21 protein-coding genes are annotated in these 25,718 nt (G+C 64.0%); 11 read left to right on the forward strand and 10 right to left on the reverse strand.

Annotated elements, in window-relative coordinates; genetic code table 11:
• Positions 1-28: 28 nt before the first annotated feature.
• Positions 29-649, forward strand: a complete 621-nt coding sequence (locus tag ACZ9H4_RS00505) for an arylsulfatase (RefSeq protein WP_476118003.1) — start codon at positions 29-31, stop codon at positions 647-649.
• Between the two features lie 88 nt (positions 650-737).
• On the opposite strand, the gene ACZ9H4_RS00510 is transcribed toward ACZ9H4_RS00505, so the two are convergent.
• From ACZ9H4_RS00510 to ACZ9H4_RS00530, 5 genes are all read right to left on the reverse strand, one after another.
• Positions 738-1,589 carry a carbohydrate ABC transporter permease gene (locus tag ACZ9H4_RS00510; protein ID WP_408138883.1) on the reverse strand — a complete coding sequence of 284 codons (852 nt, stop codon included), beginning with the start codon at positions 1,587-1,589 and terminating at the stop codon, positions 738-740.
• 11 nt (positions 1,590-1,600) lie between these two features.
• A complete protein-coding gene (locus tag ACZ9H4_RS00515) occupies positions 1,601-2,578 on the reverse strand; it encodes a carbohydrate ABC transporter permease (RefSeq protein WP_476118004.1) in 978 nt (325 codons plus the stop codon).
• 296 nt (positions 2,579-2,874) lie between these two features.
• A complete protein-coding gene (locus ACZ9H4_RS00520) occupies positions 2,875-4,131 on the reverse strand; it encodes an ABC transporter substrate-binding protein (protein ID WP_408138887.1) in 1,257 nt (418 codons plus the stop codon).
• 82 nt (positions 4,132-4,213) lie between these two features.
• Complete coding sequence (locus ACZ9H4_RS00525) at positions 4,214-6,199, reverse strand: beta-galactosidase (RefSeq protein WP_476118005.1); 1,986 nt, start codon at positions 6,197-6,199, stop codon at positions 4,214-4,216.
• 17 nt (positions 6,200-6,216) lie between these two features.
• Complete coding sequence (locus ACZ9H4_RS00530) at positions 6,217-7,380, reverse strand: ABC transporter ATP-binding protein (protein ID WP_476118006.1); 1,164 nt, start codon at positions 7,378-7,380, stop codon at positions 6,217-6,219.
• 191 nt (positions 7,381-7,571) lie between these two features.
• Here ACZ9H4_RS00530 and ACZ9H4_RS00535 point away from each other — a divergent pair, with 191 nt between their 5' ends.
• The 5 genes from ACZ9H4_RS00535 (at position 7,572) to ACZ9H4_RS00555 (ending at position 13,260) form a co-directional block, all read left to right on the forward strand.
• Positions 7,572-8,603, forward strand: coding sequence for a LacI family DNA-binding transcriptional regulator (locus ACZ9H4_RS00535; protein ID WP_408138893.1), 1,032 nt, complete (start codon positions 7,572-7,574; stop codon positions 8,601-8,603).
• A gap of 490 nt (positions 8,604-9,093) precedes the next feature.
• A complete protein-coding gene (locus tag ACZ9H4_RS00540; RefSeq protein ID WP_408152040.1) occupies positions 9,094-10,098 on the forward strand; it encodes a sugar ABC transporter substrate-binding protein in 1,005 nt (334 codons plus the stop codon).
• A 90-nt stretch (positions 10,099-10,188) separates the two neighbouring features.
• On the forward strand, positions 10,189-11,175 hold the full coding sequence (locus ACZ9H4_RS00545) for an ABC transporter permease (RefSeq protein ID WP_408138897.1): 987 nt from the start codon (positions 10,189-10,191) through the stop codon (positions 11,173-11,175).
• A 29-nt stretch (positions 11,176-11,204) separates the two neighbouring features.
• Entirely contained in the window at positions 11,205-12,002 is a 798-nt protein-coding gene (locus tag ACZ9H4_RS00550) for an ATP-binding cassette domain-containing protein (protein ID WP_408138899.1), read from the forward strand.
• 31 nt (positions 12,003-12,033) lie between these two features.
• Positions 12,034-13,260: an ROK family transcriptional regulator gene (locus tag ACZ9H4_RS00555; protein WP_476118007.1), complete on the forward strand. Its 1,227-nt coding sequence runs from the start codon at positions 12,034-12,036 to the stop codon at positions 13,258-13,260.
• A 48-nt stretch (positions 13,261-13,308) separates the two neighbouring features.
• On the opposite strand, the gene ACZ9H4_RS00560 is transcribed toward ACZ9H4_RS00555, so the two are convergent.
• Together ACZ9H4_RS00560 and ACZ9H4_RS00565 are read right to left on the reverse strand one after the other, a co-directional pair.
• The gene (locus ACZ9H4_RS00560; RefSeq protein WP_476118008.1) at positions 13,309-16,389 is read right to left on the reverse strand and encodes a transglycosylase domain-containing protein; all 3,081 of its coding nucleotides are present in this window, start codon (positions 16,387-16,389) and stop codon (positions 13,309-13,311) included.
• A gap of 171 nt (positions 16,390-16,560) precedes the next feature.
• A complete protein-coding gene (locus ACZ9H4_RS00565) occupies positions 16,561-17,574 on the reverse strand; it encodes a LysR family transcriptional regulator (RefSeq protein ID WP_476118009.1) in 1,014 nt (337 codons plus the stop codon).
• Positions 17,575-17,722: 148 nt separating this feature from the next.
• Here ACZ9H4_RS00565 and ACZ9H4_RS00570 point away from each other — a divergent pair, with 148 nt between their 5' ends.
• The 5 genes from ACZ9H4_RS00570 to ACZ9H4_RS00590 all read left to right on the forward strand — a co-directional run bounded on the left by ACZ9H4_RS00570 (position 17,723) and on the right by ACZ9H4_RS00590 (position 22,693).
• On the forward strand, positions 17,723-18,655 hold the full coding sequence (locus ACZ9H4_RS00570; protein ID WP_408138905.1) for a dihydrodipicolinate synthase family protein: 933 nt from the start codon (positions 17,723-17,725) through the stop codon (positions 18,653-18,655).
• Positions 18,656-19,065: 410 nt separating this feature from the next.
• Complete coding sequence (locus ACZ9H4_RS00575) at positions 19,066-19,635, forward strand: RNA polymerase sigma factor (RefSeq protein WP_476118010.1); 570 nt, start codon at positions 19,066-19,068, stop codon at positions 19,633-19,635.
• Positions 19,635-20,438, forward strand: coding sequence for an anti-sigma factor (locus tag ACZ9H4_RS00580; RefSeq protein WP_408152036.1), 804 nt, complete (start codon positions 19,635-19,637; stop codon positions 20,436-20,438). Before ACZ9H4_RS00575 ends, ACZ9H4_RS00580 begins: the two co-directional genes overlap by 1 nt.
• Before the next feature lie 175 nt (positions 20,439-20,613).
• On the forward strand, positions 20,614-21,903 hold the full coding sequence (locus tag ACZ9H4_RS00585) for an NAD(P)/FAD-dependent oxidoreductase (protein WP_476118011.1): 1,290 nt from the start codon (positions 20,614-20,616) through the stop codon (positions 21,901-21,903).
• A gap of 94 nt (positions 21,904-21,997) precedes the next feature.
• Positions 21,998-22,693, forward strand: a complete 696-nt coding sequence (locus tag ACZ9H4_RS00590; protein WP_408138913.1) for a TetR/AcrR family transcriptional regulator — start codon at positions 21,998-22,000, stop codon at positions 22,691-22,693.
• Between the two features lie 109 nt (positions 22,694-22,802).
• Here the strand turns inward: ACZ9H4_RS00590 and ACZ9H4_RS00595 are convergent, their stop codons facing one another.
• The 3 genes from ACZ9H4_RS00595 to aroQ are packed head-to-tail and all read right to left on the reverse strand — an operon-like array spanning position 22,803 to position 25,555.
• Positions 22,803-24,164: an MFS transporter gene (locus tag ACZ9H4_RS00595; protein ID WP_408138915.1), complete on the reverse strand. Its 1,362-nt coding sequence runs from the start codon at positions 24,162-24,164 to the stop codon at positions 22,803-22,805.
• Between the two features lie 24 nt (positions 24,165-24,188).
• Positions 24,189-25,103, reverse strand: a complete 915-nt coding sequence (locus tag ACZ9H4_RS00600; RefSeq protein ID WP_408138917.1) for a shikimate dehydrogenase — start codon at positions 25,101-25,103, stop codon at positions 24,189-24,191.
• Positions 25,100-25,555, reverse strand: coding sequence for a type II 3-dehydroquinate dehydratase (gene aroQ / locus ACZ9H4_RS00605; protein WP_408138919.1), 456 nt, complete (start codon positions 25,553-25,555; stop codon positions 25,100-25,102). Before aroQ ends, ACZ9H4_RS00600 begins: the two co-directional genes overlap by 4 nt.
• Positions 25,556-25,718 lie beyond the last annotated feature (163 nt).

Genomic DNA, 25,718 nt, shown 5'->3' on the forward strand with positions numbered 1-25,718 from the left:
AGAGGAGAAACCCGTGCGCATTTCTTTTTTGCACACGATCGGCGGAAATCGCCAGGTATTCGAACACGCGGCCAATCGTATTGGTCTGCGAAGCGAAGAACTTCGCCATGAAGTGAGACCGGATCTCCGTGAGGCCGTTGAGCACGCGGGGGAATTCACCGCCGACTTGCTGACACAGACAAGCCTTTGTCTTCAGCAATTGGCGGCCGATTCCGACGCCGTCATTGTGACTTGTGCTACGCTCGGGCCCGCCGTCGCGGAGATGGAAAGCTCGACCGTGCCCATCGTGAGAGCGGATGCCGCATTGGCCGCCGCAGCAGCGGAAGTCGGCGGATCTATCGCCGTGTTGTGTGCCGCCGAATCCGCGATCGAGCCCACGCGGCGACTCTTCGCGCAACACGCGAGCAGAACCGATGCGTCCGTGAAAGTCATTCATGTGCCGCAAGTCTGGGCACTGTTCAAAGGTGGTGACATGGACGAATGCCTCGCCGCTGTCGCGGCGTCGGCGGACGACGCGTATGAGGCGGGCGCAAGCGTTGTCGCGTTTGCTCATCCATGGATGGCGCCAGCCGTGAAGTTCGCGAGCCAGGGCCGGCAACCGCTCGATAGCGCCCACGCAGCGCTGCGCGCCGTGATGTACCGACCGTGAGCAACCCTCGGTCCGAATAGCAAGCCCCAAAAAAAGCCCGCTTTCGCGGGCAACCCTTCTGCGGCATCAAGCATCAAGCAACCCGCCCTCACCCCTTCGTCGCCCCAAACGTGAGGCCGGCGACGAAGTGCTTCTGCATTGCAAAGAACATCGCCACCGACGGCAACGCGGCCAGAATCGACCCCGCCGAAACGAGATTCCATGCCGTCGTCCACTGTCCCTTCAACGCGGCGACGCCCACCGTGATCGGCGCGGCATCATCGCCTTGCGTCAGACACAGCGCCCAGAAATAGTCGTTCCACACGAACGTAAACACGAGAATCGCCAATGCTGCGAGCGCCGGACGAATCAGCGGCAGCACGATTCTGAAGAACACCGTCCACTCGTTCGCCCCTTCGATCCGCGCCGCCTCGACCAGTTCGAACGGCAACTGCTTGATGAAGTTGCGCAAAAACAGCGCGCAAAAGCCGGTCTGAAACGACACGTGGAACAGAATCAGTGCGCTCACGGTATTGAACAGCCCGAGTTGCAACGACAGGTCGCGCACCGGAATCATCAACACCTGCACCGGCACGAAATTCCCCGCGACGAAGGTGGCGAACAATGTCGAGTTGCCGCGAAAGCGGTAGATCGCCAACGCGAAGCCAGCCATCGCGGCCAGTGCAATCGAGCCGACCACCGCGGGCAGCGTAATCAGCACGCTGTTCCAGAAGTAGTGCAGCATCGGCGATGTGGTCAACGCCTCGCGATAATTGTCGAACATCGCGAAGTGCTTTGGCCATCCCCAGTAGTTGCCCTCGCTCAGTTCTTCCGTCGAACGCACCGAGGTGACGAGCACCGCGATCATCGGCAGCAGCCAGATCAGCAAGGCGACGGGCAACGTCAGTTTGTACGCGCGGCGCGTGAGCGGCTTCCATTTGTCGATCGGGATCGGAAACATGATCGGTTCCTTTATTGCTCGGCGCGCAGCATCCGCCGCAAGTGATAAATGATGTACACCAGCATGATGCCGAACAGCACGACGGCCACTGCCGCCGAATAGCCGATACGGTAGTACTTGATCGCCTGGTCGTACATGTAATAAGCGAGCACGGTCGAGCTTTCGAACGGTCCGCCGCCCGTCATCACCGAGATCAGATCGAAACTGCGCAACGCGCCGATGATCGTGACGACGATCGCCATGAACGTGGTCGGCCGCAATTGCGGCAGGATCACGTGCCACAGCATCGACCAGCCATGCGCGCCTTCCATGCGTGCGGCTTCGATCTGTTCGGCGTTCAGCGACGTAAGCCCGGTCAGATAAAGAATCATGCAATAGGCGGTTTGCGGCCACAGCGCCGCGAACACGATCCCGAATGTTGCATAGCGTGGATCGCCGAGCACCGGCACGCCATGGCCGAGCATCAGCGCGAGCAGGCCGAAGGTCGGGTCGTAGAACCACGAGAAGATCAAACCGACCACCACGCCCGACAATACGAATGGCGCGAAGAACAGCGACTTGACGACGCGGATGCCGGCCACCGCCTGGTTCAGATACAACGCGACTGCGAGGCCCATCGGCGGAGCGAGCAGAAACAGCACCAGCCAGATGAGGTTGTTCTTCAGCGCGGTGTAGAACGTCTGCGTCTGGAACAACTCCACGTAGTTCGCGAGGCCGATGAACGACGGCTCCGTCATGCCGTCCCAGTTGAAGAAGCTTAGCCGGATGGTCGACAGGATCGGCCAGACGACATAGATCGCCACCATCACGCAGGCCGGCGCGAGAAACAGGAACGCGGCACGCCGCTGCCGGCGCGCGGTCGGCGTGGGACGGCGGCGGCGCGGCGCAGCCGATGGCCCGCCACGCACGGCGCCGCCCGGCGCAGGCGCTCCCGGCACTCCAGGTTCAACAGGGCCGCCGACGGTGTGACGGCTCACGGATTGCGACACGATCTTTTCTCCTGTCGACCAGAGTTAGCGCTTCAGCGCTTACTCTGGTCCCATGCAACGCGGTCGACCAGAGTTAGCGCTTCAGCGCTTACTCTGGTCCCATGCAACGCGGTCGACCAGAGTTGGCGCTTTAGCGCTTACTCTGGTCCCATGCAACGCGGTCGACCAGAGTTGGCGCTTCAGCGCTTACTCTGGTCCCATGCAACGCGGTCGACCAGAGTTGGCGCTTTAGCGCCTACTCTGGTCCATGCAACGCGGTCAAATACAACGGAAAAGCGGCCTCACGGCCGCCCCGCTCACTTCTTATAGATCCGCTTGCGCGTCTGCTCGAGTTGCGCAAGCACGTCGTCGAGCTTGGTAGGATCGGAGACGAACTGCTGCATCCCCTTCATCCCTTCGTCGGCCATTTCCTTGGTCATATCGCGATCGTAGAACTGCGCAATGCCGCCCTTCGTATTCGCGAGAATCTGGAAGCCGATCTTCGAGATCGGGTCTTCAGGTTCAGGCGACTTGCTGTTCGCCGACAGCGAGCCGAGTCCGGTCGCCAGTTGCGCGCCGATCTGAGGCGTTTCGACGAAGGCGAGGAACGCGTGCGCGTCCGCCTTGTTCTTCGCTTTCGACGGGATATGCAGCGATTCGACCGGACCATCTTCGGCAGTCGGCACCTTCGGGTCGATCACCGGAAACTGGAAGTAACCCATTTGCGGCTTCACGTTCGCCGGGAAACCGGCGGTGATGAAGGTGCCCATCAGCATCATCGCGGCCTTGCCCTGGAACAGGAACGGCTGCACCGAGTCCAGATCATAGGAGAGCGAATTGTCGATGAAATAGCCGGCGTCGAGCAATTGCTTCCACGTCGTATAAACCTTCTTCACGCGCGGATCGGTGTACGGAATCTCGCCGGCCATGAGCTTCTGATGGAACGCATTGCCGTTCAGGCGCAGGTCGAGATAGTCGAACCAGCCGGCGAGCGTCCACGCGTCGCGCCCCGCCACGGCGATCGGCGTAATGCCGGCGGCCTTCAGCTTCTTCGCGGCGTCGAGAAACTCATCCCACGTTTTCGGCTCGCCCTTCACGCCGGCTTTGTCCAGCAGGTCCTTGCGATAGAACATGCCCCAGGAGTAGTACACCGTCGGCGCGGCGTACTGCTTGCCCTTATACGACGACGCTTCCCTGGTCGACGCATACATGTCGTTCCAGCCGTTCTTCGCCCAGTCGCCGCTCAGATCTTCGAACAGGCCGCGCTGCGCGTAATACGCCATCCGTTCGCCGTCATGCCAGTTGACGATATCGGGCGCGACGGTGGAGAGCCAGCCGGGCAACTGCACCTTGTACGCTTCTTCATCGATGAACGACACCTTCACGTCGACCCCGGGATGCGTCTTCTTGAACTCGTCGATCACCGACTGCCACACCGCGCGCTGGCTTGCGCCCTTGTACGCGATATTGACCGCGAGCGTACCGGCCTGCGAAGCCGTGCTGACGACCGATGCCCCCGCTGCCGCCGCAGCCAACGCGAATGCCAACAGAATCTTGCGTGGTTTCAGTTTCATGCTGCCTGTCTCCTTTATGCCTTGATTTAGCGTCGTTGTTTGTTACTGCGTGGAATCCTCTTCAAGCTCCTGCTTCAGCGCATCAGCGCGACCGGTAGACTGCCACACCTTGCGGCGCGAGCGTGCGCGAACCGATCACGAAAGCGTCGTCGGCCACGTCGCCGAGCACGTGAGTGGCGTCGCCGTAGTTGAACGCATACGTCAACGCGCCGCGCCGGCTGAGGCGTACGCTCTCACCGAGCTGCATGGTCGCGACACCCGCCTCCCGCGCGATCCGCTCGAACAATTGCACCGTGAGCGCGTCGTCGAACAGACTCGCGAAGTAGTGGAACGAGCCGCTGCGCACATACGCGGGATGGCCATCCACGAAACGGGCGCGCACGTCGAGCGCGGCTGCCGCATCGCTATCGATGAAATCGCGCCAGTGACGTGCATAACCGTCGTCATTGCCCGCATTCTTGCTGTCCGCGAGACGCACGCCTTCGGTCACGTTCGGCCGCATCGACTCGACACGCCACACACGCCCCGGCAGCACCGAGGCCAGCGAACCCGGCGGAAGATTCGCCGGAATCCGCAAATCGGGCGTCTTCGAACCGGTACGCGGACCGAGCACCACCTGCGCGCCCGAACTGGCGAGGCGCGCCGCGAAATCGTCCGGCACGACCGGCAGCGGCGGCACGACGATCAGACTGTAGCCATCGAGCGGCGCGTTCACCGGCACGACATCGACATCGAGACCGAGCGCACGCAACGCCGAGTAATACTCGAATGCGAAGCGCGGATAGTGAAAGTCCGCCCCTTGCGGATGAATCTCGAACAGCCACTTCGCCTCGTAGTCGTAGACGAGCGCGACCTTCGAACGGATCGCCGCGTTGGCGTCGGCATTCGCGGCGAGCACCGTGCGAATCTCGTCCGCCACCTGAGCCGCCTCGTTGCCGCCGACGTCGAGCCGGTTGTCCGGCGTGTTCAGCCCCGCGTGCATCTGCTCCTGCGCAAACGGCGCCTGACGCCAGCGGAAGTACGACACGCAGCCCGCGCCGTGCGCGAACGCCTCCCAACTCCACAGGCGCACCATGCCCGGCAGCGGTGCCGGATTCCACAGCGCCCAGTTCACCGGACCGGGCTGTTGCTCCATCACCCAGAACGGCAGCTTCGACATGCCGCGATACACGTCGTGATTGAACGACGCGAAGTCGGGATGGCCGCTGCGCAGCCAGCGCGCCTTCACATCCGGCGCGAACCATTGTTCTTCGAGCGCGCCGAGCGGATAGCTGTCCCAGCTCGCGACATCGAGATCGGCCGCGACCTTGTAGTGATCGAACTCGGTGAAGAGCTGCATGAAGTTGTGCGCAACCGGGCGGCCCGGCGAATGCGTGCGAATGATCTCGACCTGCATGCGGTTGTAGCGCGCCACTTCGTCGGAGGCGAAACGCCGGTAATCGAGGCGATGCGAAGGATGCGCTTCGGTGACGGTCGCCACCGGCGCATCGATCTCGTCGAAGCTGCGGTACTCCATGCTCCAGAACACCGTGCCCCACGCGTCGTTCAATGCCTGGATCGTGCGATAGCGCGACTTCAGCCATTCACGGAAGCGCTGCACTGCCGCGGGCGAATAGCTGACCACCGTGTGATGACAGCCGAACTCGTTATCGGTCTGCCAGTACGCGACTGCCGGATGCTTGCCGTAACGCTCGGCCACCGCGGTGCAGATGCGTTGCGACGCTTCGAAATACGACGGCGACGAAAAATCGTAATGACGCCGCGAACCGAATGCGCGCGGCCGTCCGTCCGCGCCGACCGGCAGAATGTCAGGATAACGATCGATCAGCCACTTGGGCGGCGTGGCGGTCGGCGTGCACATGACGACCTTCAGCCCGGCTGCGCCCAGCACGTCGATCGCGCGATCGAGCCAGCCCCAGTCGTATTCGCCGGGCGTCGGCTCCATGCGGCTCCACGCGAATTCGGCGATCCGCACCTGCTCGATGCCGAGCGCTTTCATGCGGCGGGCGTCGTCTTCCCACATCGACTCCGGCCAGTGTTCCGGGTAATAACAGACTCCAAGGCGCATCCCAATGTCCCCTAACGTTATGCGTAGTGTTCGACGGATTCGAGCGAAGCGGCCGCAAAGCCGTCTTCGGTAAACAGATGGCAAGCGAGACGGGGCACGCGCAAGTGCGCAGCGTCCCCGGGTACCAGGCGCGTATCGCCCGGCGCTTTGGCGATCAGCACGGCGCCGCCGGGCTGATCGAGGTGAACGTAGCTGTGTTCGCCGAGTTGCTCGACGAGCGACACGGTGCGCGCGAGCACGCCGTCGGCGGAACCGGCGGTTGAAGCGGACGACGCGTCGACAAACTCCAGGTGCTCGGGACGCACGCCGAGCGTGACCGTTTGCCCGCTTTGCAGCCCTTCTCCACTGACCGGCACCCGCAAGTTTTCAGCGGTGTGGTCGAGCGTGACGGCCACGCCTTGCGGATCGATCGACGTCACTTTGCCCGGCAGGAAATTCATCCGCGGCGAGCCGATGAAACCGGCCACGAAGCGGCTCTTCGGACGGTGGTACAACTCGAGCGGCGCGCCGATCTGCGCGATGCTGCCGTAACGCTCGGTGTCCTTGCCCGCATGCAGCAGCACGATCTTGTCGGCGAGCGTCATCGCCTCGATCTGGTCGTGCGTCACGTAGACCACGCTCGCCTTGGCGAACTGCTTGTGCAGCCGCGCGATCTCGACGCGGGTCTGCCCGCGCAACGTGGCGTCGAGATTGGACAACGGTTCGTCGAACAGAAACACGCCGGGCTCGCGTACGATCGCCCGGCCGATCGCCACGCGCTGCCGCTGTCCGCCCGACAACGCCTTGGGCCGCCGTTCGAGCAGCGCCTCCAGTTGCAGGATGCGCGCGGCTTCCCGCACCTTGCGATCGATTTCATCCTTCGGGGTTTTGGCGAGCTTGAGGCCGAAGGCCATGTTCTCGAACACCGTCATGTGCGGAAACAGCGCGTAGCTCTGGAACACCATCGCCACGCCGCGCTGCGCGGCGGGCACGTCGTTGACGAGCTTGCCGCCGATCGACAGGTCGCCGTCGCTGACGTCTTCGAGACCGGCGATCATCCGCAGCAAGGTGGACTTGCCGCAACCCGACGGACCGAGAAACACGCAGAACTCGTTCTCCGCGATCTCGAGATCGACGTCGCGGATCACCGGCGCGCCATCGCCATACGCCTTTTGCACGCCTCGTAACGAAATGCTCGCCATTGCATCGACTCCGTGATTTAATCAGCTCGAAGTCGGAGATTAAGCGCTTAATCAGCGGACCCGAAAAAATCGATCGCTTGCGATCGTTGGGCCCAGCCTGTCTCCGATATCGTTTGTTTGTGCGACAGATGGTGCCGCGCCTCGCGCCGCGACGCAAATGTCGAACAGTCATCCCAAATATTGAAAACAACATGCCCACACTCAGCGAAGTCGCGCGTCATGCCGGCGTCACCCCTGCCACCGTATCGAACGTGCTGCGCAATCGCGGCCGCGTCGGCGCGACGACCCGGCAGCGGGTTCTCGATGCCGTCGAGGCGCTCGGCTATCGTCCGCATCTGGCCGCCCGCGCACTCGCCGAAGGCCGCGCGCCGACGCTCGCGCTGATGGTGTCGAGCATTGCCAATCCGTTCTATCCGGAGTTCGCGCTCGCCGTCGAACGCGCGGCGCGCACGAGCGGCCACTTCGTGATCATCTGCAATACGAACGAAGATCCGTTGAGCGGCCGCGCGTATCTCGACCAGATCGCAGGCACGCTTTCCGAGGGCGTGCTCGTGACGAACGCGAATCTCGACTTCGCCGACCTCCATACGACCGAAGCGCGCGGCACGCCGGTGGTGCTGTGCATGTGGGAACGGCCGCACGAACCGCCAGGGCTGCCGTGCGTCGCGGTGGACTTCCGGCGCGCGGGCGAGCTGGCCGGCGCGCATCTGCTGGAGCTCGGGCATCGGCGGATCGGCGCGATTGTCGGCAGCAAGGCTTCGGGCATTCATGCGGCCCGCTACGAGGGTTTCGTCGACGCGCTGCGCGCGGCCGGCGCGCCGAAGAACCGCGTCCGGCACGCGGCCGATACGATCCACGGCGGTTACGTCGCGGCGCGCGCACTGCTCGAAGCCGATCCGAAGCTCACCGCAATCTTCGCGACCAACGACCTGCCGGCGCTCGGTGCGATGCACGCCGCTGCCGATCTCGGCTTGAACGTCCCCGGCGACCTGTCCGTGATCGGCATTACCGACATTCAACTCGCGCGCGAATCGCGGCCTGCGTTGACGACGGTGGCCGTCCCTACGGTCGAGGTAGCGGGACTCGCGGTGTCGCTACTGCGCGAGCTGATCGAATCGTCGTACGGTCAGACAGGGCGCGGTGCGGCCGACGTGCCGATGCGGGTCTCGTCCCCGCCCGAACTTGTCGTGCGGGCCTCCACGGGTGCGCCGCGCGCGCGGTGATGGAGCCGTAACAGCGCGGCGCGCACGTTACGTGGCGAATCCTTCGAGCACGGCAATCACCTGGCCGCCAGCGTGTTCGCTACGCACTTCAGGGTTTGCTGAATACCCACTCGACGCACGCCGTTTACCGGCGAAAATCGCATCGTTCAGACTTCAAACACCTGTCGAACGAGCCAGGACTTTCCCGAAGCCCCGCTCCTTCATCTTGCATCGCACCACAGCGCGTAAGCCTCTCGCCATAAGGCCCGCCGCCTTCGGGCATGCTCGGGTGCGTCGACGTCCCGTCGAAATCCTGCCTTGACGCAAGTCACACAGCCTGCTGTACTAAATCAACCAAAGTGATTTAGGCGACCCGTTTTCGCCGCAGCGTCGCAGCAAGCCGCCACTTCACATCAACGCGATAACCCGGTTGCCGGCGCGTAGCGTTGCGCGCCCGCCGCTGGCAGCCAGTAGTTCACAACGTCGTCACCAACAACCGGAGGAGCGTCCCATGAATCATCATTCCCGCAGGCATCCTGTCGCCAGAAAAATCGTGTCGATGTGCGTCGCGGCATCGGCGGTGTGGTGTGCGAGCGCGAGCCAGGCCGCCGATCAGCCGGTCGTCGGCCTGATCACCAAGACCGACACCAACCCGTTCTTCGTGAAGATGAAACAGGGTGCCGAAGCGGCCGCCTCGAAAGACGGCGCGAAGCTGATCAGCGCTGCAGGCAAGTTCGACGGCGACAACGCGAGCCAGGTCACCGCAATCGAAAACATGATGACGGCCGGCGCGAAAGCGATTCTGATCACGCCGAGCGACACCAAGGCGATCGTGCCGAGCATCAGAAAAGCGCGCGCCGCCGGCGTGATGGTAGTCGCACTCGACACGCCGACCGATCCGCAAGATGCCACCGACGCCCTCTTCGCCACCGACAACTTCAAGGCCGGCGTGCTGATCGGCAAATACGCGAAAGCCGCGCTGAACGGCAAGCCCGCGAAGATCGCCACGCTCGATCTCGCGCCCGGCGTATCGGTCGGCGTGCTGCGTCATAACGGCTTTCTGGAAGGCTTCGGCGTGAAGGAAGGCGACCCGTCGGTGGTCTGCAGCCAGGACACGCGCGGCGATCAGGCGAAGGGCCAGACGGCGATGGAGAACTGCCTGCAGAAATCGCCGGACATCAACGTGGTCTACACGATCAACGAACCGGCCGCGGCGGGTGCGTATCGCGCGCTCAAGGCGGCGGGCAAGGACAAGAGCGTGATGATCGTTTCGATCGACGGTGGATGCGAAGGCGTGCGCAACGTGAAGGCCGGTTCGATCGCCGCGACCTCGCAGCAGTATCCGCTGAAGATGGCCGCACTCGGCGTGAACGCCGGGGTCGAGTACGCGAAGACCGGCAAGAAAGTCTCCGGCTATCAGGACACGGGCGTGACGCTGATCACCGACAAGCCGATGTCCGGCATCGACAGCAAGGATACGAAGTTCGGCCTCGACAACTGCTGGGGCAACAAGTAACGCGCACCGTGTGACGTGCCCGCCGCGGCGGGCCGCAATCTGAATTACCGCGTGGCCTGTATGGCACGCTCATGTATCGAGGACATCATCATGTCGACTCCTTCCGCGCCCGCCGGCCATTCACGTACTTTCGCCGATCGTCTGCCGTCGCTTGCCGAGGTCGGTCCGCTGATCGCGCTGGTGCTGGCGTGCGGCTTCTTCATCTCGCAGAGTAGCCGCTTCCTGTCGTTCCAGAACCTCTCGCTGATCCTGCAACAGACCATGGTGGTCGCGGTCATCGCCATCGGTCAGACGCTGATCGTGCTGACTGGCGGCATCGATCTGTCGTGCGGCATGGTGATGGCGTTCGGCTCGATCATCATGACCAAATTCGCTGTCACGCTAGGCGTGCCGCCGATTCTCGCGATCCTGTGCGGGATCGCCGCGAGCACCTTGTTCGGCGCGCTCAACGGCGTGTTGATCACGCGCATCAAGCTGCCCGCGTTCATCGTCACGCTGGGGACGTTGAACATCGCGTTCGCGCTCACGCAGATCTATTCGAATGCGGAAAGCGTGTCGAACCTGCCGGACGCGATCATGTTCTTCGGCAATACGTTCAAGCTCGGCCCGGCGGACGTCACGTACGGCACCGTCCTCACGCTGCTGATGTATCTCGCCACCTGGTTCGTGCTGCGCGACACAGTGCCTGGGCGTCACTTATATGCGCTCGGCAACAACGCCGAGGCCGCGCGTTTGATGGGTCTCTCTTCGCAGAAAATCCTGCTCACCGTGTACTCGCTGGCCGGCGCGATCTATGGGATTGCCGCGCTGCTGTCGGTGTCGCGCACCGGCGTCGGCGATCCGCAGGCGGGGCAAACCGAGAACCTCGACAGTATTACCGCGGTCGTGCTCGGCGGCACGAGCCTGTTCGGCGGGCGCGGCTCGATTGTCGGCACCTTGCTCGGTGCGCTGATCGTCGGCGTGTTTCGCAACGGCTTGACGCTGATCGGCGTTTCTTCGGTCTACCAGGTGTTGATCACCGGCATGCTGGTGATTCTCGCGGTGGCTGCGGACAAACTCTCTCATCGTCGCGGTTGAGTACTCACGGCACTTGCATGGAGCCCGTCATGTCGACACCTATTTCCGCTTCCCCCACGATGCCCGTTCTGCAGGCACGCGGACTCGTCAAACGTTATGGCAACGTGACCGCGCTCGACGGTTGCGATTTCGAAGTGCTGCCCGGAGAAATTCTCGCGGTGATCGGCGACAACGGCGCAGGCAAATCGTCGTTGATCAAGGCGCTGTCCGGCGCGACCGTGCCCGACGAAGGCGAGATTCTGCTCGATGGCAAGCCGGTCAAATTCCGCAGCCCGCTGGATGCGCGCGCACAAGGCATCGAAACCGTGTACCAGGAACTCGCGGTGGCGCCGGCCATGAGCATCGCCGAAAACCTGTTTCTCGCCCGCGAACTGCTCAAGCCAGGCTGGCGCGGCTCGCTCTTTAAAATGATCGACAAGCGCCGCATGCTCGAAGAAGCGACCGCGCATATGAAGGACCTGCAGATCGGCATCCGCTCGATGCGCCAGGCGGTCGAAACGCTGTCGGGCGGCCAGCGCCAGGGCGTCGCGGTGGCGCGCAGCGCGGCCTTCGCGCGCCACGTGGTGATTCTCGACGAACCCACCGCCGCGCTCGGCGTGAAGGAAGGCAACATGGTGCTCGAACTGATCCGGCGCGTGCGCGATCGCGGGCTGCCGGTGATTCTCATCAGCCACAACATGCCGCACGTGTTCGAAGTCGCCGACCGCATTCATATTCAACGGCTCGGCCGGCGCGCGGCGCTGGTCAACCGGAGCGACGTGCACATGTCGGAGGCGGTTGCGATCATGACCGGCGCAAAGGAAGCAGACGTCAAGGCGATTGCATGACGCGCGCCTACTACTGAGCGGATTGCCGACGATGGATACCACCGGCGCCCGCTCCCCGCTCAAACGCACGGTCGGCTCGAATCAGGTCGGCATGCGTCAATTCAACGAACGCATCGTGCTGCAGGCGATCCGCCTGCACGGGCCGCTGCCGAAAGCCGACGTAGGGCGCCTCACGCGCCTGTCGATGCAAACGGTGTCGATGATCGTCGACCGTCTGATCGACGACGGCCTGCTCGAAAAGCAGGCGCGCGTGCGCGGCAGGATCGGCCAGCCGTCGGTGCCGATCGCGTTGCGCGCGGACGGCGCGTACACCATCGGCATCAAGGTGGGACGCCGCAGCCTCGACGTGCTGGCGATGGATTTCGCCGGCCACGTGGTGTGCCGCGATGTATTCGAGTATGCCTATCCCGATCCGCGCACGCTGTTTCCCGCGCTCGAAAGCAAGCTCGCGCGCGTGAAGCGCACGCTCGGCGCGAAAGCCGCCAAGGTGGTCGGCATGGGCGTCGCGGCGCCGCTGTGGCTCGGCGGCTGGCGCGACTTTCTCGGCGCGCCGCCCGACGCGCTCGACGCCTGGAACGAGATCGACTTGCGCGCCCGCATCGCGACCATGACCGGGCTGCCCGTCGAGTTCGCCAAAGACACGACAGCCGCCTGCGCGGCCGAACTCGTGATGGGCCAGGGCCGCGGCATTCACAACTTCCTGTATCTGTTCGTCGGCACCTTCATCGGCGGCGGGCTCGTGATCGACGGACGCCTGCATGGCGGGCCGCACGACAACGCGGGCGCCGTCGGTTCGATTCCGCTGCGCGACGGCAGTGCGCGCAAACCCGCGCGGCAATTGCTGCACGCGGCATCGGGCTTCGTGCTCGAAAAGCTGTTCAGCGACGCGGGCGCGTTACCCGCCGCCGCACACGATCATCGCGCGCTGTCGCCGGAGTTGTGGCGGCATACCGAGCAATGGCTCGACGGCGCATGTCCGGCAATCGCCAGCGCGCTGACCAATGCGGCCGCGTTGCTCGATCTCGAAGCGATCGTGATCGACGGCGAACTCGACCGGCAACTGGTGCGCGAAATCATTCGCCGCACCGAGCGTGTGCTCGATCGTTTCGAATGGGAAGGGATGGTGCGCCCGCAATTGCTCGAAGGCGCGATGGGCGCCGATGCGCGTGCGATGGGTGGTGCGATTCTGCCGCTGTATGCACATTTCGCGCCGGTGCATGAGCTGTTCCTGAAGCCGGCGTCCGAGACGGATTATTGAGTGTTCATCGCTGACGGCAAATAACACGCGCCCACCTCGCCCTCGCCATCACTTCGCGGCCACCTTTGCCATCACAGCCGTCTTTGGCTTTGGACTATCCAGCAGCGGCTGCAACACGGGCGCCATCGACTTCAACAACTGCACCGACAACGCACTGGTGAATTCATAGTGCGCTGCATACGGCTCATGCACCCACGCGGTCAACGTGCCGTAGAAGCGGTCACCCATCGCGAACACGAAGGTCGCGCTGCGGTTCACCTTGCGCGACTCGATTAGCCGCGCGCCTTTGGCATAGACGTTCAAACGCTGGTCGCCTGTACCCGTCTTGCCGTACACCGCCAGCGTCTGGCCGTCGGGGAACGTCATGCCTTGCGCGAGCCGCCGCGCCGTGCCGCCCGTCACGACATCGCGCAACAGCGTTTTCATCACACCGGCGATCTCCGGCGACAACTGCTGCTCAGGCGCGAGCGCCGCGCGCTTGAAGTGCGTTTCGTACGGCGTGTCTTTCGCGAAGTCGAGTTGTGTCAGGCTTTCGGTCGGCACCTTGTTGCCGTCGTTGGCAATTACGCCGATCAGTTGGGCGAGTGCGGCAGGCCGGTCGCCCGATGCGCCGATCGCCGCCGCATACGAAGGCGTGAGCGTCGTGAACGGATAGCCGAGCGCCTGCCACGATTTGCCGATCGCGTCGTATGCGCGCAGCTCGACCATCCGCTTGATGCGGCGATCCTGCGTGGCGTGGTAACGCGTCTTGAAGAGCCACGAATAGGTCGACAGCCGCACGTCACGGCTCGCTTTCTGAATCTCGTCGAGCGTGGCGGCAGGATGCGCGCGCAAATAGTTGAGCGTCCACAGTTCGAGCGGATGGACGCTCGCGATATAACCGCGGTCGTTCAGATTGAAGCGGTCGATCGCATACTTCGCGTACAGGTTCGCGAGGTCTTCATCGTCGAGCATCGATGCGGCCGGGGTGTTCTTCAGCGCCGCGCGCATCTGCGCGTTGAACCACGCATTCGATTCGTCCGGCGCGACGCTGCGCAAGACCGTCGCCACTTTCGGCGGCGACTTGCGCACGCCGAGCATCAGTAGCGCCAGCGCCTGATCAGGCGTCTTGCCGTGATACTTCGTGTAGAAACGGTTCATGTACACGCGGCTTTCCTGATCGGCGAAATGCGTCAGATACATCTTGCGGATCGCCGGATCGCCGAGCCACAGCGCGGACGGCCCGGTCGTCTGCACCATCTCGTAGTGGACGATGTCGCGCATCAGCCGCACGAACACCAGATTCACCGAGTGCTGGAACGCGCGGTGCACGGTCAGGATGCGGCTGTTGTCGTCGGACTCGAAGTTGTTGAAGGTCTGCGCGCCGCCACCCGTGTAAAACGTTTCGCCGGGGCTCGCCGAATATTTGCGCTCCACGGCCGCATCGAGCATCGCCTGCAACGAGCGGTCGGAGGTGTGCGCGAGATAGTCGAGCGCCCAGCGCGTCAACTGATCGGTCGGATCGGGCTTCACGGCTTTCAGCTCCGCTGTGCTCAGCGGTGCATAACGCGCGTGCAGGTCGGAGACGATCTGCAAATACGTGACCACGGTACGCAGTTTCGCTGTCGAACCGAGGTTCAGGCGCGCGCCGGAGTTGATGTCGAACGGCTGGTTGACGCTGTCTGTCTGCACCCGCACGAGGTTCGCTCCGTCGCGCCGCTCGAACAGCGTGAAGCTATAGGCGATTTTCGACGGATCGTCCGACGGCCGCAGCATTTCGAAGCCGACGAGTCCCGCGGCTTTCGCGCCGTCGCGCGTCGAGGCGGCGGCGAGCCGTTCGCTGACGGCCTGCTGCACGGCGTTGTTGAGCGTGCCTCTGGCCTGCAGATCGAGGCGGTCGAGTTCATAGAAACTCGGAATGCCGAGCGAGGCCAGCAGATGCGAGCGCATCGACGTGACGGCCTTGCGCGACACGAACGAGCCGGCGCTCTGCATGGCGGCGGGCGCGCGATGCAGTTCGACATGCGCGGACAGTGCGGCATCGCGTAATTCACCCGACACCACGCCGCCGCTCGCCAGCAACCGCAGATAGCTGTCGGTCAGCCGTTCGAGCTCGCCATAGCCGCGATGCAGGAAATACGACGGCGCGCGTTGCGCGATCATCAGCGAGAGCACCTCGCGGAACGTCTTGCCCTGCTCCGCCAGGTTCTGTGCGCTCGAAGGCGCGTTCAGCAGGCGGTTGACGTCGCCGAAATCGCGTCCGTACCACGCGGCGAGACCGTCGCCGATGCCGTTGATTTCGCCGATCCCCGGTTGTGCGGCAAGCGGCACCGAGTTCAGATAGCGGACCACGATCTGCTGCCGCGCGGGCAGCGTCTGCGGGCCATTCATATAGGCTCGCACCGACGCCGATGCGATCTGCCGCAACTTCTCCGGCGGCGTCGCCGTGCGGCCGCCCGCGGAGTGGCGGAATTTTTCGATCTGCGTGGCGAGCGTGCTACCGCCGGGCGCGGGCTGATGACTGTTGAAAATGCGTACGCCCTGGTCGGCCAACGCGCGGCTGAAGCGTCCCCAGTCGATCGCCGGATTGCGGTTCGGCTGGTTGGGATCGAGCAGATAGCGGTCTTCGATGAACAGCAGCGAGTTCACGATGACCGGCGGAATCGCCTCGAAGCTGTCGTACACGTGGCCCGGAAAGCGGGCGTCGAAAAGCGGCGCACCGGTGCCGTCGAAAAGCTGCAGCCCGGCAATATCTTTTTCGGCGTAGGGCAGAAAGAGACCGTTATCGGCCAACGACAGCATCCGCTCGGAATCGCGTGCCTGCTCGCTGATTTCAAACCCGCGTGTCAGCAATCGTTGCTGGATCGAAGGCAGCAGTGCATAGCCGAGACGGCTGTCGTACGGGCCTTTGTCGGCTTGAGGAAAGCGGATCGAATGACTGGGACCTTCGGCGACGGAATAGCCCACGTCGCGGGTCAGTTCGGAGAGGTAGCGCGCCTGGAGCCGTGACGTTTCGATCTCGACCTGCACGAAACGCGCCGCCAATGCCAGCGCAAGCAGCAACGCAGCCGCCAGCCCCCATTTGAACCACTTCCGCACTGGTGTCGTGCCGGTCGCGCGAAGCGGAAACCGAAGCAGTGGCCGATTCATGGCTGCTCTCCCCGAGCGATCGCCAGGCTTCCTAACCCGGCTGACTTCGGAGCAGTGTAGCGCGGAACCTCGTGCCGCCATGGGTTCGTATTAACCCCACAGTGTCGCGGCTACAACACATGGTCGCGGCACGTGGCAAAACGCGAATTGCCGTGAGATATTGAGTGTCTTTCACGCGCCGGAGGCGCGCCGCCTCAGGCGGTTTTGCGCTTTTGCGCCGCCCGTTTTCCGCGCAGGCGCGGGCGTCGGCGTGTGCTCCAGCGCCTCGTCGCGCAGCAACTCGATGAACTGTTCGGCCGGCGTCGACAACACGCCGCCTTTGCGCGTCACCACGCCGAAGGTTTGTGACGGCGACTTCAGCTTGACCGGCACCACGCGCAGCATCTTCTGCCGGACGAACATTGCGGCGATCGCGGTCGGCAGCAGGGAAACCAGCTCGGCGCTGCTTTGCAGCAACGCGACTGTCACAAACGTGGAAGCGGTCGAAATCGGGTTGTCCGGCATGTCGAGGCCGGCCAGATCCATCTCCCGTTCGAGCAGCGCGTGCAACGGCATGTGCGACGGATACATCACCCAACGGTGGCCGGCCAGATCGCGCAAGCGCACCTCCTTCTTCGGCAGCGGCGGATGGCCGTAGCCCACCACCACCGACAACGGCTCGTCGCCGAGCGGACGATATTGATACTTCGACGGATCGGCCGCCACCGCCGCGCGGCCGATCACCAGATCGAGGCGGCCGTCGTCGAGTTGCAGCAGCATCCGCGCGCTGGTGTCTTCCATTACTTCGATCGACAGATTCGGTTGCCCCGCATGCAGCCGGTTCAGCGCCGGCACGACGCACTCCGGAATCGCGCCCATGATCGCGCCGACCACGAGCCGGCCGCCGCGCCCCGAGCGTATCTCGGCGACGTCCTGGCACAACGCGGTCAGGTCCGTCGCGACGAGGCGCGCGTAGCGGATCACGCAGTGGCCGAGCTGATTCGGGATCATGCCGGTCTTCGAGCGTTCGAAGAGCGGCGCGTCGAGCATCGATTCCAGTTCCTGCAGCGCCTTGCTCGCCGCCGATTGCGTCATCGACATTGCGCCGGCGGCCTTGTGCAGCGACTTCAGGTCGTCGAGCGCGATCAGCAGTTGCAGTTGCTTCATGCGCAGTTTCGCCAGCAGAACGTTCAGCGTGTCTTTCATGGGAGAAGTGCGAGGTTTCAGGGGGTGAGTCGTAAAAGCGATCACAAGATGGAAACAATTCAATATACCTGCGACGCGGGCCGCCGTATAGTCGGCGTTGGAGACATTCAAACTGCTTCACCGATCATCCACGGACAACGACATCACCATGACCCAGGCATCGCATCCCACCGCATTGCGCGGCGTGTTCCCCGTCGCGCCGACCATCTTCGACGACGCCGGCCGGCTGGACCTCGAAGGCCAGAAACGCTGCATCGACTTCATGATCGACGCGGGTTCGAACGGCCTGTGCATTCTCGCTAACTTTTCCGAGCAGTTCGCGCTGTCCGACGAAGAGCGCAATACGCTGATGCACGTCGTACTCGAACACGTCGCGGGCCGCGTGCCGGTGATCGTCACGACCACGCATTTCAGCTCGTATCAGTGCGCGGAACGCAGCCGCAGCGCGCAGGCCGCGGGCGCCGCAATGGTGATGGTGATGCCGCCGTACCATGGCGCGACGATCCGCATCGGCGAGCGCGGCATCTATGAGTTCTATCGTACGGTGTCCGATGCAATCCAGATTCCGATCATGATCCAGGACGCGCCGGTGAGCGGCACGCCGTTGTCGGCACCGTTTCTCGCCCGCATGGCGCGCGAGATCGACAACGTGTCGTACTTCAAGATCGAAGTGCCGCAAGCCGCGAACAAGCTGCGCGAGCTGATCGAACTGGGTGGCGATGCGATCGTGGGGCCGTGGGACGGCGAAGAAGCGATCACGCTGATGGCCGATCTGGATGCGGGCGCGACGGGTTCGATGACCGGCGGCGGTTACGCCGACGGCATCCGTCTGATCATCGACGCCTATGCGGCCGGCGAGACCGAAGCGGCCGCCGCGCACTATCAGCAGTGGCTGCCGCTGATCAACTACGAAAACCGCCAGGGCGGGCTTGCCTCGTGCAAGGCGCTGATGAAGGAAGGCGGCGTGATTCGTTCGGATGCGGTGCGCCATCCGCTGCCGGCAATGCATCCGGCGACCCGCGAAGGCTTGCTCAAAGTCGCACGGCGGCTCGATCCGCTGGTGCTGCGCTGGGGTCGTTAAAAGGCGTTCGTCGAAACGCGGCGGCGAATCCATTCCGGTTCGAACGCTTGCCAGGCTGTCGGCAAGTGTTCGAACCTTCACAGGAATGAGCGCTACGCTCAAGCAACCCCACATCGAACCTGCCCGCGATGCTTTGTCCGTCCCGCATCGCGTGGCTCCGTCGCCGGCTGTCGATTCGAACCCGCGCAACGGCACGCCTCTCCCTGCACACGCACCCCGTGTCCTTGCTATTCGGCTAAGCCACATCGCTCTGTTTGTGTTCGAGAGGCCGCACGCATAAGCGCAGCGCCAGCCTCTGTTGCCTATACGTGTTCCATCTCCGCACGGATGCGCGTCGCAAGAAAAATCCACATATAAGGCCGGGAAGAAAGTGAGTAACATAGGCCCGCAAGCCCACCCTACTTCTTTCCATGACCGCCGATCCTCGAGAACTGACGCCGGAAACCCTCGCCGAGCTGATCGAACGCATTGCCAGGGAAGATGCAGCGGCACTGCGCGAACTCTATGAGCTCGCCGGTCCGAAACTGTTCGGTCTCGCGCTCCGTATATTGAACAGGCATGAGTGGGCTGAAGAAGTCTTGCAGGACAGCTTCGTCAATATCTGGCGCTTTGCCGGCGACTATCGCCGCGCACTGTCCGCACCGATGACGTGGATGTCCGCGATCGTCCGGAACCGTGCTCTCGATCACCTGCGACGGCTCAATACGCAGGAAACGGAATGGAGCGATGCGTTGGACGATCTCGTGGCAAGCGGCGATCCGGATCCCGAAGCGTTGACCGGGGTCAGCCTGCAGGCACGCCTGCTGGCCGGCTGCATGCAGCAGCTGGAACCGGCCCAGCGTCAGGCAGTCGCGCTTGCTTACCTGCGCGATCAGAGCCATAGCGAGATCGCCGACATGCTGAGGGTGCCGCTCGGCACCATCAAATCCTGGATCAGACGCGGCCTCGCCAAACTGAAAACCTGTCTGGGAGGCGAGTGATGAATCTGACTCGCTATCCTCAGCTCGTCGATCTGCTGGCCGCCGAGTATGTGCTCGGCACGTTGCGCGGCGCCGCCCGGCGTCGCTTTCAACGGTATGCGGATCAGGACGCGTCGATCCGCGCTGCGGTCGCCGCATGGCAACGGCACCTCGCGCCGATGGCCGAACTCGCCGAGCCGCGCATGCCGCCTGCGGCCGTATGGGAAGCGATCGAACAGCGTCTGGGCCTGAGCGCCGCGCGCGAGGCCGCGCGGCCGCATAGCGCGTTGCCGACGCCGGCGCGCCCTTCGCGCGGACTATTCGACAACCTCGCGTTCTGGCGCGGCTGGGCGATCGGCACCACGGCGCTTGCCGCCATCGCCGTGGTGGTCGCGGTGCGCGCGCTGTTGCCGGCCACGACAGTACCGACCGCCCCGACACCTGTGCCGACACCCGCGCCGACCATCGCGCAGAAGCCGGCGCCATCCGTGTCGCATGTCGCCGTGCTGAACAGCACGGACGCGCGTCCGGTCATGCTGATCGCGTGGGACGAAGGCCGCTCGACGATGACGCTCCAACCGCTCGGCAAGGTCGACGTCCCGCCCGGCCGCACGATGGAGCTGTGGGGCATTCCGGCGAACGGGCATCCGGTGTCGCTCGGCCTGTTGCCGGACAGCGCGACCGGCACGGTCACCGCCGGTCAGCAGAAGCCGGAGAATTACGAGGCGCTTGCGGTATCGATCGAAGCGCCTGGCGGCTCGCCGGATCACAATGCGCCGAGTGGTCCGGTGGTGTTCACGGGCAAGCTGCTGCCGGTGTCCTGAGCTGGTTCTGTAGTTGAGTGACGAGGCCGGCGTTCGCTGCGTGCGGATGCCGGCCTTTTGTTCGGAGTATTGAGTGTTGAACGCCCGGGCGATACCGCGACGCTCCGCTCCAGCGATGTCACTCCATTAAAGTGCAACTGGACGCGAGCGCTCGATTGCCGCTACCCTTAGCCCCATGCAAAGCTTTTACGAAGCCACCGTCACCCGCCCCTCCGACCATGCGCCGCTGGCCGGCCGGCGCAGCGCCCATGTCTGCATCATCGGCGGCGGGCTCGCCGGCTTGTCGACGGCATTGGGACTTGCGGAGCGCGGCGTCGGCGAGGTCGTCGTCCTCGAAGCGCAGCAGGTGGGCTTCGGCGCGTCGGGACGCAACGGCGGCTTCGTGTTCGGCGGCTACAGCCTCGATTGCGCCGATTTGCTGAAAACCCTCGGCCCCGCTCACGCCCGCGAGCTCTATACGCTGACCACCGACGCCGTCGATCTGATGCGCCAGCGCATCGCGCGCTACCGGATCGATTGCGATGCGACCGATGCCGGCGTGATCCTCGCGAACTGGTTCGACGAACCGGCCCGTCTCGACGCGCAGCGGCGCCTGATGCGCGAATCGTTCGGCGTCGAATGGGAACCCGTAGCGGCCGCGCAGCTCGCTTCGCAACTGAAGACGCGCCGCTATCACGGCGGCCTGTTCGAGCGCAACGCGTTCCACTTTCATCCGCTCAAATACGTGCTCGGCGTCGCCGATGCCGCGGCGCGCGCGGGCGTCACGATCCACGAGCACTCGCCGGTCGTGCGCCTGCAGCGCGCGGGCGCGGGCTTCGTCGTGCACACGCAGCAAGGGGCGCTCGACGCGCGCCATGTCGTGATGGCGGGCGGCGGCTATGCGCGCAATGTCTACGCACGCGTCGAGCGCGCGGTGCTGCCGATCGCCACCTACGTGATGGCGACCGAACCGCTCGGCGCGCGCCTGCACGATGCGATCGACACGCGCGCCGCCGTCTACGACACCCGTTTCGCGTTCGACTACTACCGGCCTTTGCCCGACACGCGCATTCTATGGGGCGGCCGCATCTCGGTGCGCGACCGCGCGCCCGGCACGATCGCGCGACTGCTGCGGCACGATCTGCTGAAGGTCTATCCGCAATTGCGCGACGTGCGGATCGAGTACGCCTGGGGCGGTCTGATGAGCTACGCGCGGCACAAGATGCCGCAAATCGGCCGCAGCGCGGACGGCATCTGGTATGCGGTCGGTTTCGGCGGACACGGCATGGCGCCGACCACCGTGTCCGGCGAACTGCTCGCGGCGGCCATTGCCGGCGAGCATCCGGTGCCCGACGCGTTCGCGCGCTTCGGCCTGACGCCCGCCTTCGGCGCGCTCGGCCTCGCCGCCGCGCAACTGACCTACACCACGATGCAGACGCGCGACGCGCTCGCCGCGCGCCGCCGGGCCGCGCGCCCCGTCGTCTGAGCCATCGGAATACGCCGCCACTTATGCCCGGGACCCGCGCCAGAGGCCAGTTTCGCCATGCTAGAATGCGCCGTCACTGCCGCTCGAATACACAATGAAAAAGGGAAGCAAGGCCGCCGAGCCTGATACCAACGGCATCCCGTCCGATACGCCGCGTGGAGACGCCCGGCGCAAGTACGACCCCGAACAGACGAAGCGCAACATCCTCGACGTCGCGACCCAGGAGTTCTCCGCGATGGGACTGACGGGCGCACGCGTCGACGCGATCGCGGAACGCACGAACACCACCAAGCGCATGCTGTACTACTACTTCGGCAGCAAGGAAGGGTTGTACCAGGCCGTGCTGGAAAAGGTGTATGGCGACATTCGCGCGCTCGAACAGGATCTGCACGTCAGCGAACTGGATCCGGTCGAGGGCATGCGCGCGCTGGTCGAATTCACGTTCGACTATCACGACCGTCAGCGTGACTTCGTGCGTCTCGTGACCATCGAAAACATTCACGGCGCGAAGTACGTCGAGCAGGTGAAGTCGTTCAAGGGCCGTAATGTCACCGTCATTCACACGATCGAAGATCTGCTTGCGCGCGGTATCGCGGCGGGACAGTTCCGCAGCGACCTCGACCCGATCGATCTGCATCTGCTGATCAGCTCGCTGTGCTTTCACCGCGTCGGCAATCGCCATACGTTCGGCACCGCGTTCGGTCGCGATCCGTCGCATCCGCGCCTGCGCGCAAGGCATCGCGCGATGATCGTCGATGCGGTACTGCGTTTCGTGCGCAAGGACGATTGAAGCGCGCTTGAACCGGTATCGGCCCGTGGTTAGGCCAGCATGAAAATGAAAACGGGACGTGGGCTTGTGAGCCCCCGTCCCGTTTCTCATTCAGCCAATGAAAGGCCGTTCAGTCCACCAGCACGATCCGCTTGATATCGCCGACGATGAAGATGTACGACAGCGCGCCGATCAGTGCGACCACGCCGATGAACACCAGCGCGCCGACAAACGAGCCGGTCGCCGCGACGATGAAACCCACCACCAGCGGCGTGATGATGCCGGCCAGATTCGCGGCGAAGTTGAAGATGCCGCCGGTCACGCCGAGCAGCCCTTCGGGCGCGATATCCGACACGAGCGTCCAGCCCAATGCGGCCATACCCTGTGCGAAAAACGCCACCGACAGGATCGCGATCACCACCACATTGCTCTCGACATAGTTGGCGAGAATGATGGTCGACGCGAGCAGCAGGCCGGCGATGATCGGCAGCTTGCGCGCGACATTCGGTGAGATGCCGCGGCGCAGCAGCCAGTCGGAGAACACGCCGCCGAACATCACGCCGATCGACGCCGCGATGAACGGCATGATCGCGAAGAAGCCGATTTTCAGCCACGCCATGTGACGCTCGGTGGCGAGGTACGTGGGAAACCACGTGAGGAAGAACACCAGCGTCGAATTGCCCGCGAACTGGCCGAGGCAGATGCCCGTCAGCTGACGATGCTTGAGCAGGCGTCCGATGGTGCGCCATTCGAAGCCGCTCTTCGCAGGCGCCGCCGCCACATCGTCGCGCTTGCGGCTATGCGTGAGACCGCCGCCCGCTTCGATATAGTCGAGCTCTTCCTGATTGGCCGACGGATGCTCGTGCGGCTCGCGATAGAACATCCACCAGATCAGCCCGAACACGATGCCGACGCCGCCCACCACATAGAACAGCGAACGCCAGCCGAACGCGCCCATGAGCATGAACAGGAACGGGCTGAAAAACGCGAGGCCGATGTATTCGCCGACGGTGTACGTGCCCGTCGCCATCGCACGTTCGCTCTGCGGGAACCAGGTGGCCACCACGCGGCTATTGGTCGGAAAACAGGGTGCCTCCGACACGCCGAGCCCCAGCCGGAACGCGAACAGCGCGCCGATCCCGTGCACCAGGCCTTGCGCAAGCGTGCACAGGGACCAGAACGTCATCGACAGGAAGTAGGTCACCTTGCTGCCGAAGCGGTCGAGAAACAGGCCGCCCGGAATTTGCGCGGCCACATAGCTCCATGAGAAGACGGAGAACAGCAGCCCCATCATCGCGGCGTTGATGCCGAGTTCCTTGGTCAACTGCGGCGCCGCGATGCCGAGCACCGTGCGGTCCAGATAGTTGATCATCGTGCCGACTGCGAGCAGTCCGAGAATCTGATAACGGGCCTTCGAGCGGCGCGCGGTGCCGACCGTGGCGCCCTTCTGATGGGGCGTGCCGGAAGAAGTGGATTGAATCGGTTGCGACATGTCGAGCTAGTCTCCTCGTTCTGGTTATCGTTGCAGCAACGACTGGAAGTGCGTATACACGCGTTCGGCGTCCGGCTCGAGGCCCGTGAAGATTCGCATCGCGTCGACCGCCTGATACACCGCCATGCCGCCGCCGCTCAGCGTGCGGCAGCCGAGGGCTTCGGCCGCCTGCAGCAAGGCGGTGCGGATAGGGAAATAAACGATGTCCGCGACCCACAGTTCGCGGTGCAGCAATTCGACCGGCAACGGCAGGCCCGGCAATTTCGCCATGCCGGTGGGCGTCGCGTGAATCAGGCCGTTGGCGGCGGCGAGTGATTCCGCGAGCGACGTGCCGGCGCTGACCGTGCTGGACGGGAAGCGCTTTTGCAATTCGTCGGCGAGCGAGGCGGCACGCGCGGCGTCCACGTCGAACAGCGTGAGCGACTGCGCGCCCATCTGCAGCGCCGCATGCGCGACCGCCGCGCCCGCGCCGCCCGCGCCGAGTTGCACGACACGCTCCAGCGATACGTCGGGCAAGCCGCGCTGGAACGCACGCGCGAAGCCGGACCAGTCGGTGTTGTGGCCGATGCGCTTGCCATCCTTGAACAGCACCGTGTTGACCGCGCCCAGTGCGCGCGCGTCGTCGGACAGTTCGTCGAGCAATGGAATCACCGCCTGCTTGCACGGATACGTGATGTTCAGACCGTTGAAGCCCATGCGCTCGGCGGCGTTCAGCAGGTCCGGCAGCGCGGCGGCGTCGAGTTTCAATGCTTCGATATCGATGCGCCGGTACACGTAATGCAGGCCGAGCTTGCTGCCCTCTTCCTCGTGCATAGCGGGCGTCAGCGATCCGCCGATGCCCGCGCCGATCAGGCCGACCAGATACGAATTCGGCGTGGCCTGTGAGCTGACCAGCGCGTTCGCCGGTACGTTTGCTCGTGTGTTCGCTTGTGTGTTCATTTAGCCGCCCTATTCTTAAGGATGGTCGCCATCCGCTCCAGCGCGAAGACGTAACCCTGCGTGCCGCAACCAACGATGATTGCATCCGCCACCGCCGACACATACGAATGATGGCGGAACGCTTCGCGCCGATGCACGTTCGAGATATGCACTTCGACGACCGGCTTGTCGATCGCGGAAAGCGCGTCGGCGATCGCAACCGACGTATGCGTGTAAGCGGCGGGATTGATCACGATGCCATCGACCTTGGTGCGCGCCGCGTGCAACCAGTCGATCAACTGATGTTCGGCGTTCGACTGGCAGAAGTCGACCGCGAGACCGAGGCGCTCGCCCGCGTCGCGGCACAGCTTCGCGACGTCGTCGAGCGTTTCCGCGCCATAGATGGCCGGCTCGCGCGTGCCGAGCAGATTGAGGTTCGGTCCGTTGAGGACCAGTACGGAGGCAAAACTCATGACTACGACTCCTGCAAAGTAAGGCGCAAACCCGACCACGCCACTCGTGGTTGCTCCACGACGTGGAGCGAAGTGTGCACTCATCGGCGAGCGGCGTCATTGGGGGTTTCTACGAATTTGTACCATCTAGTTAGTTTGTATAAACTGGCGAAACTTCCGTTAG

It is taken from the genome of Paraburkholderia sp. TE9906 (assembly GCF_056279605.1).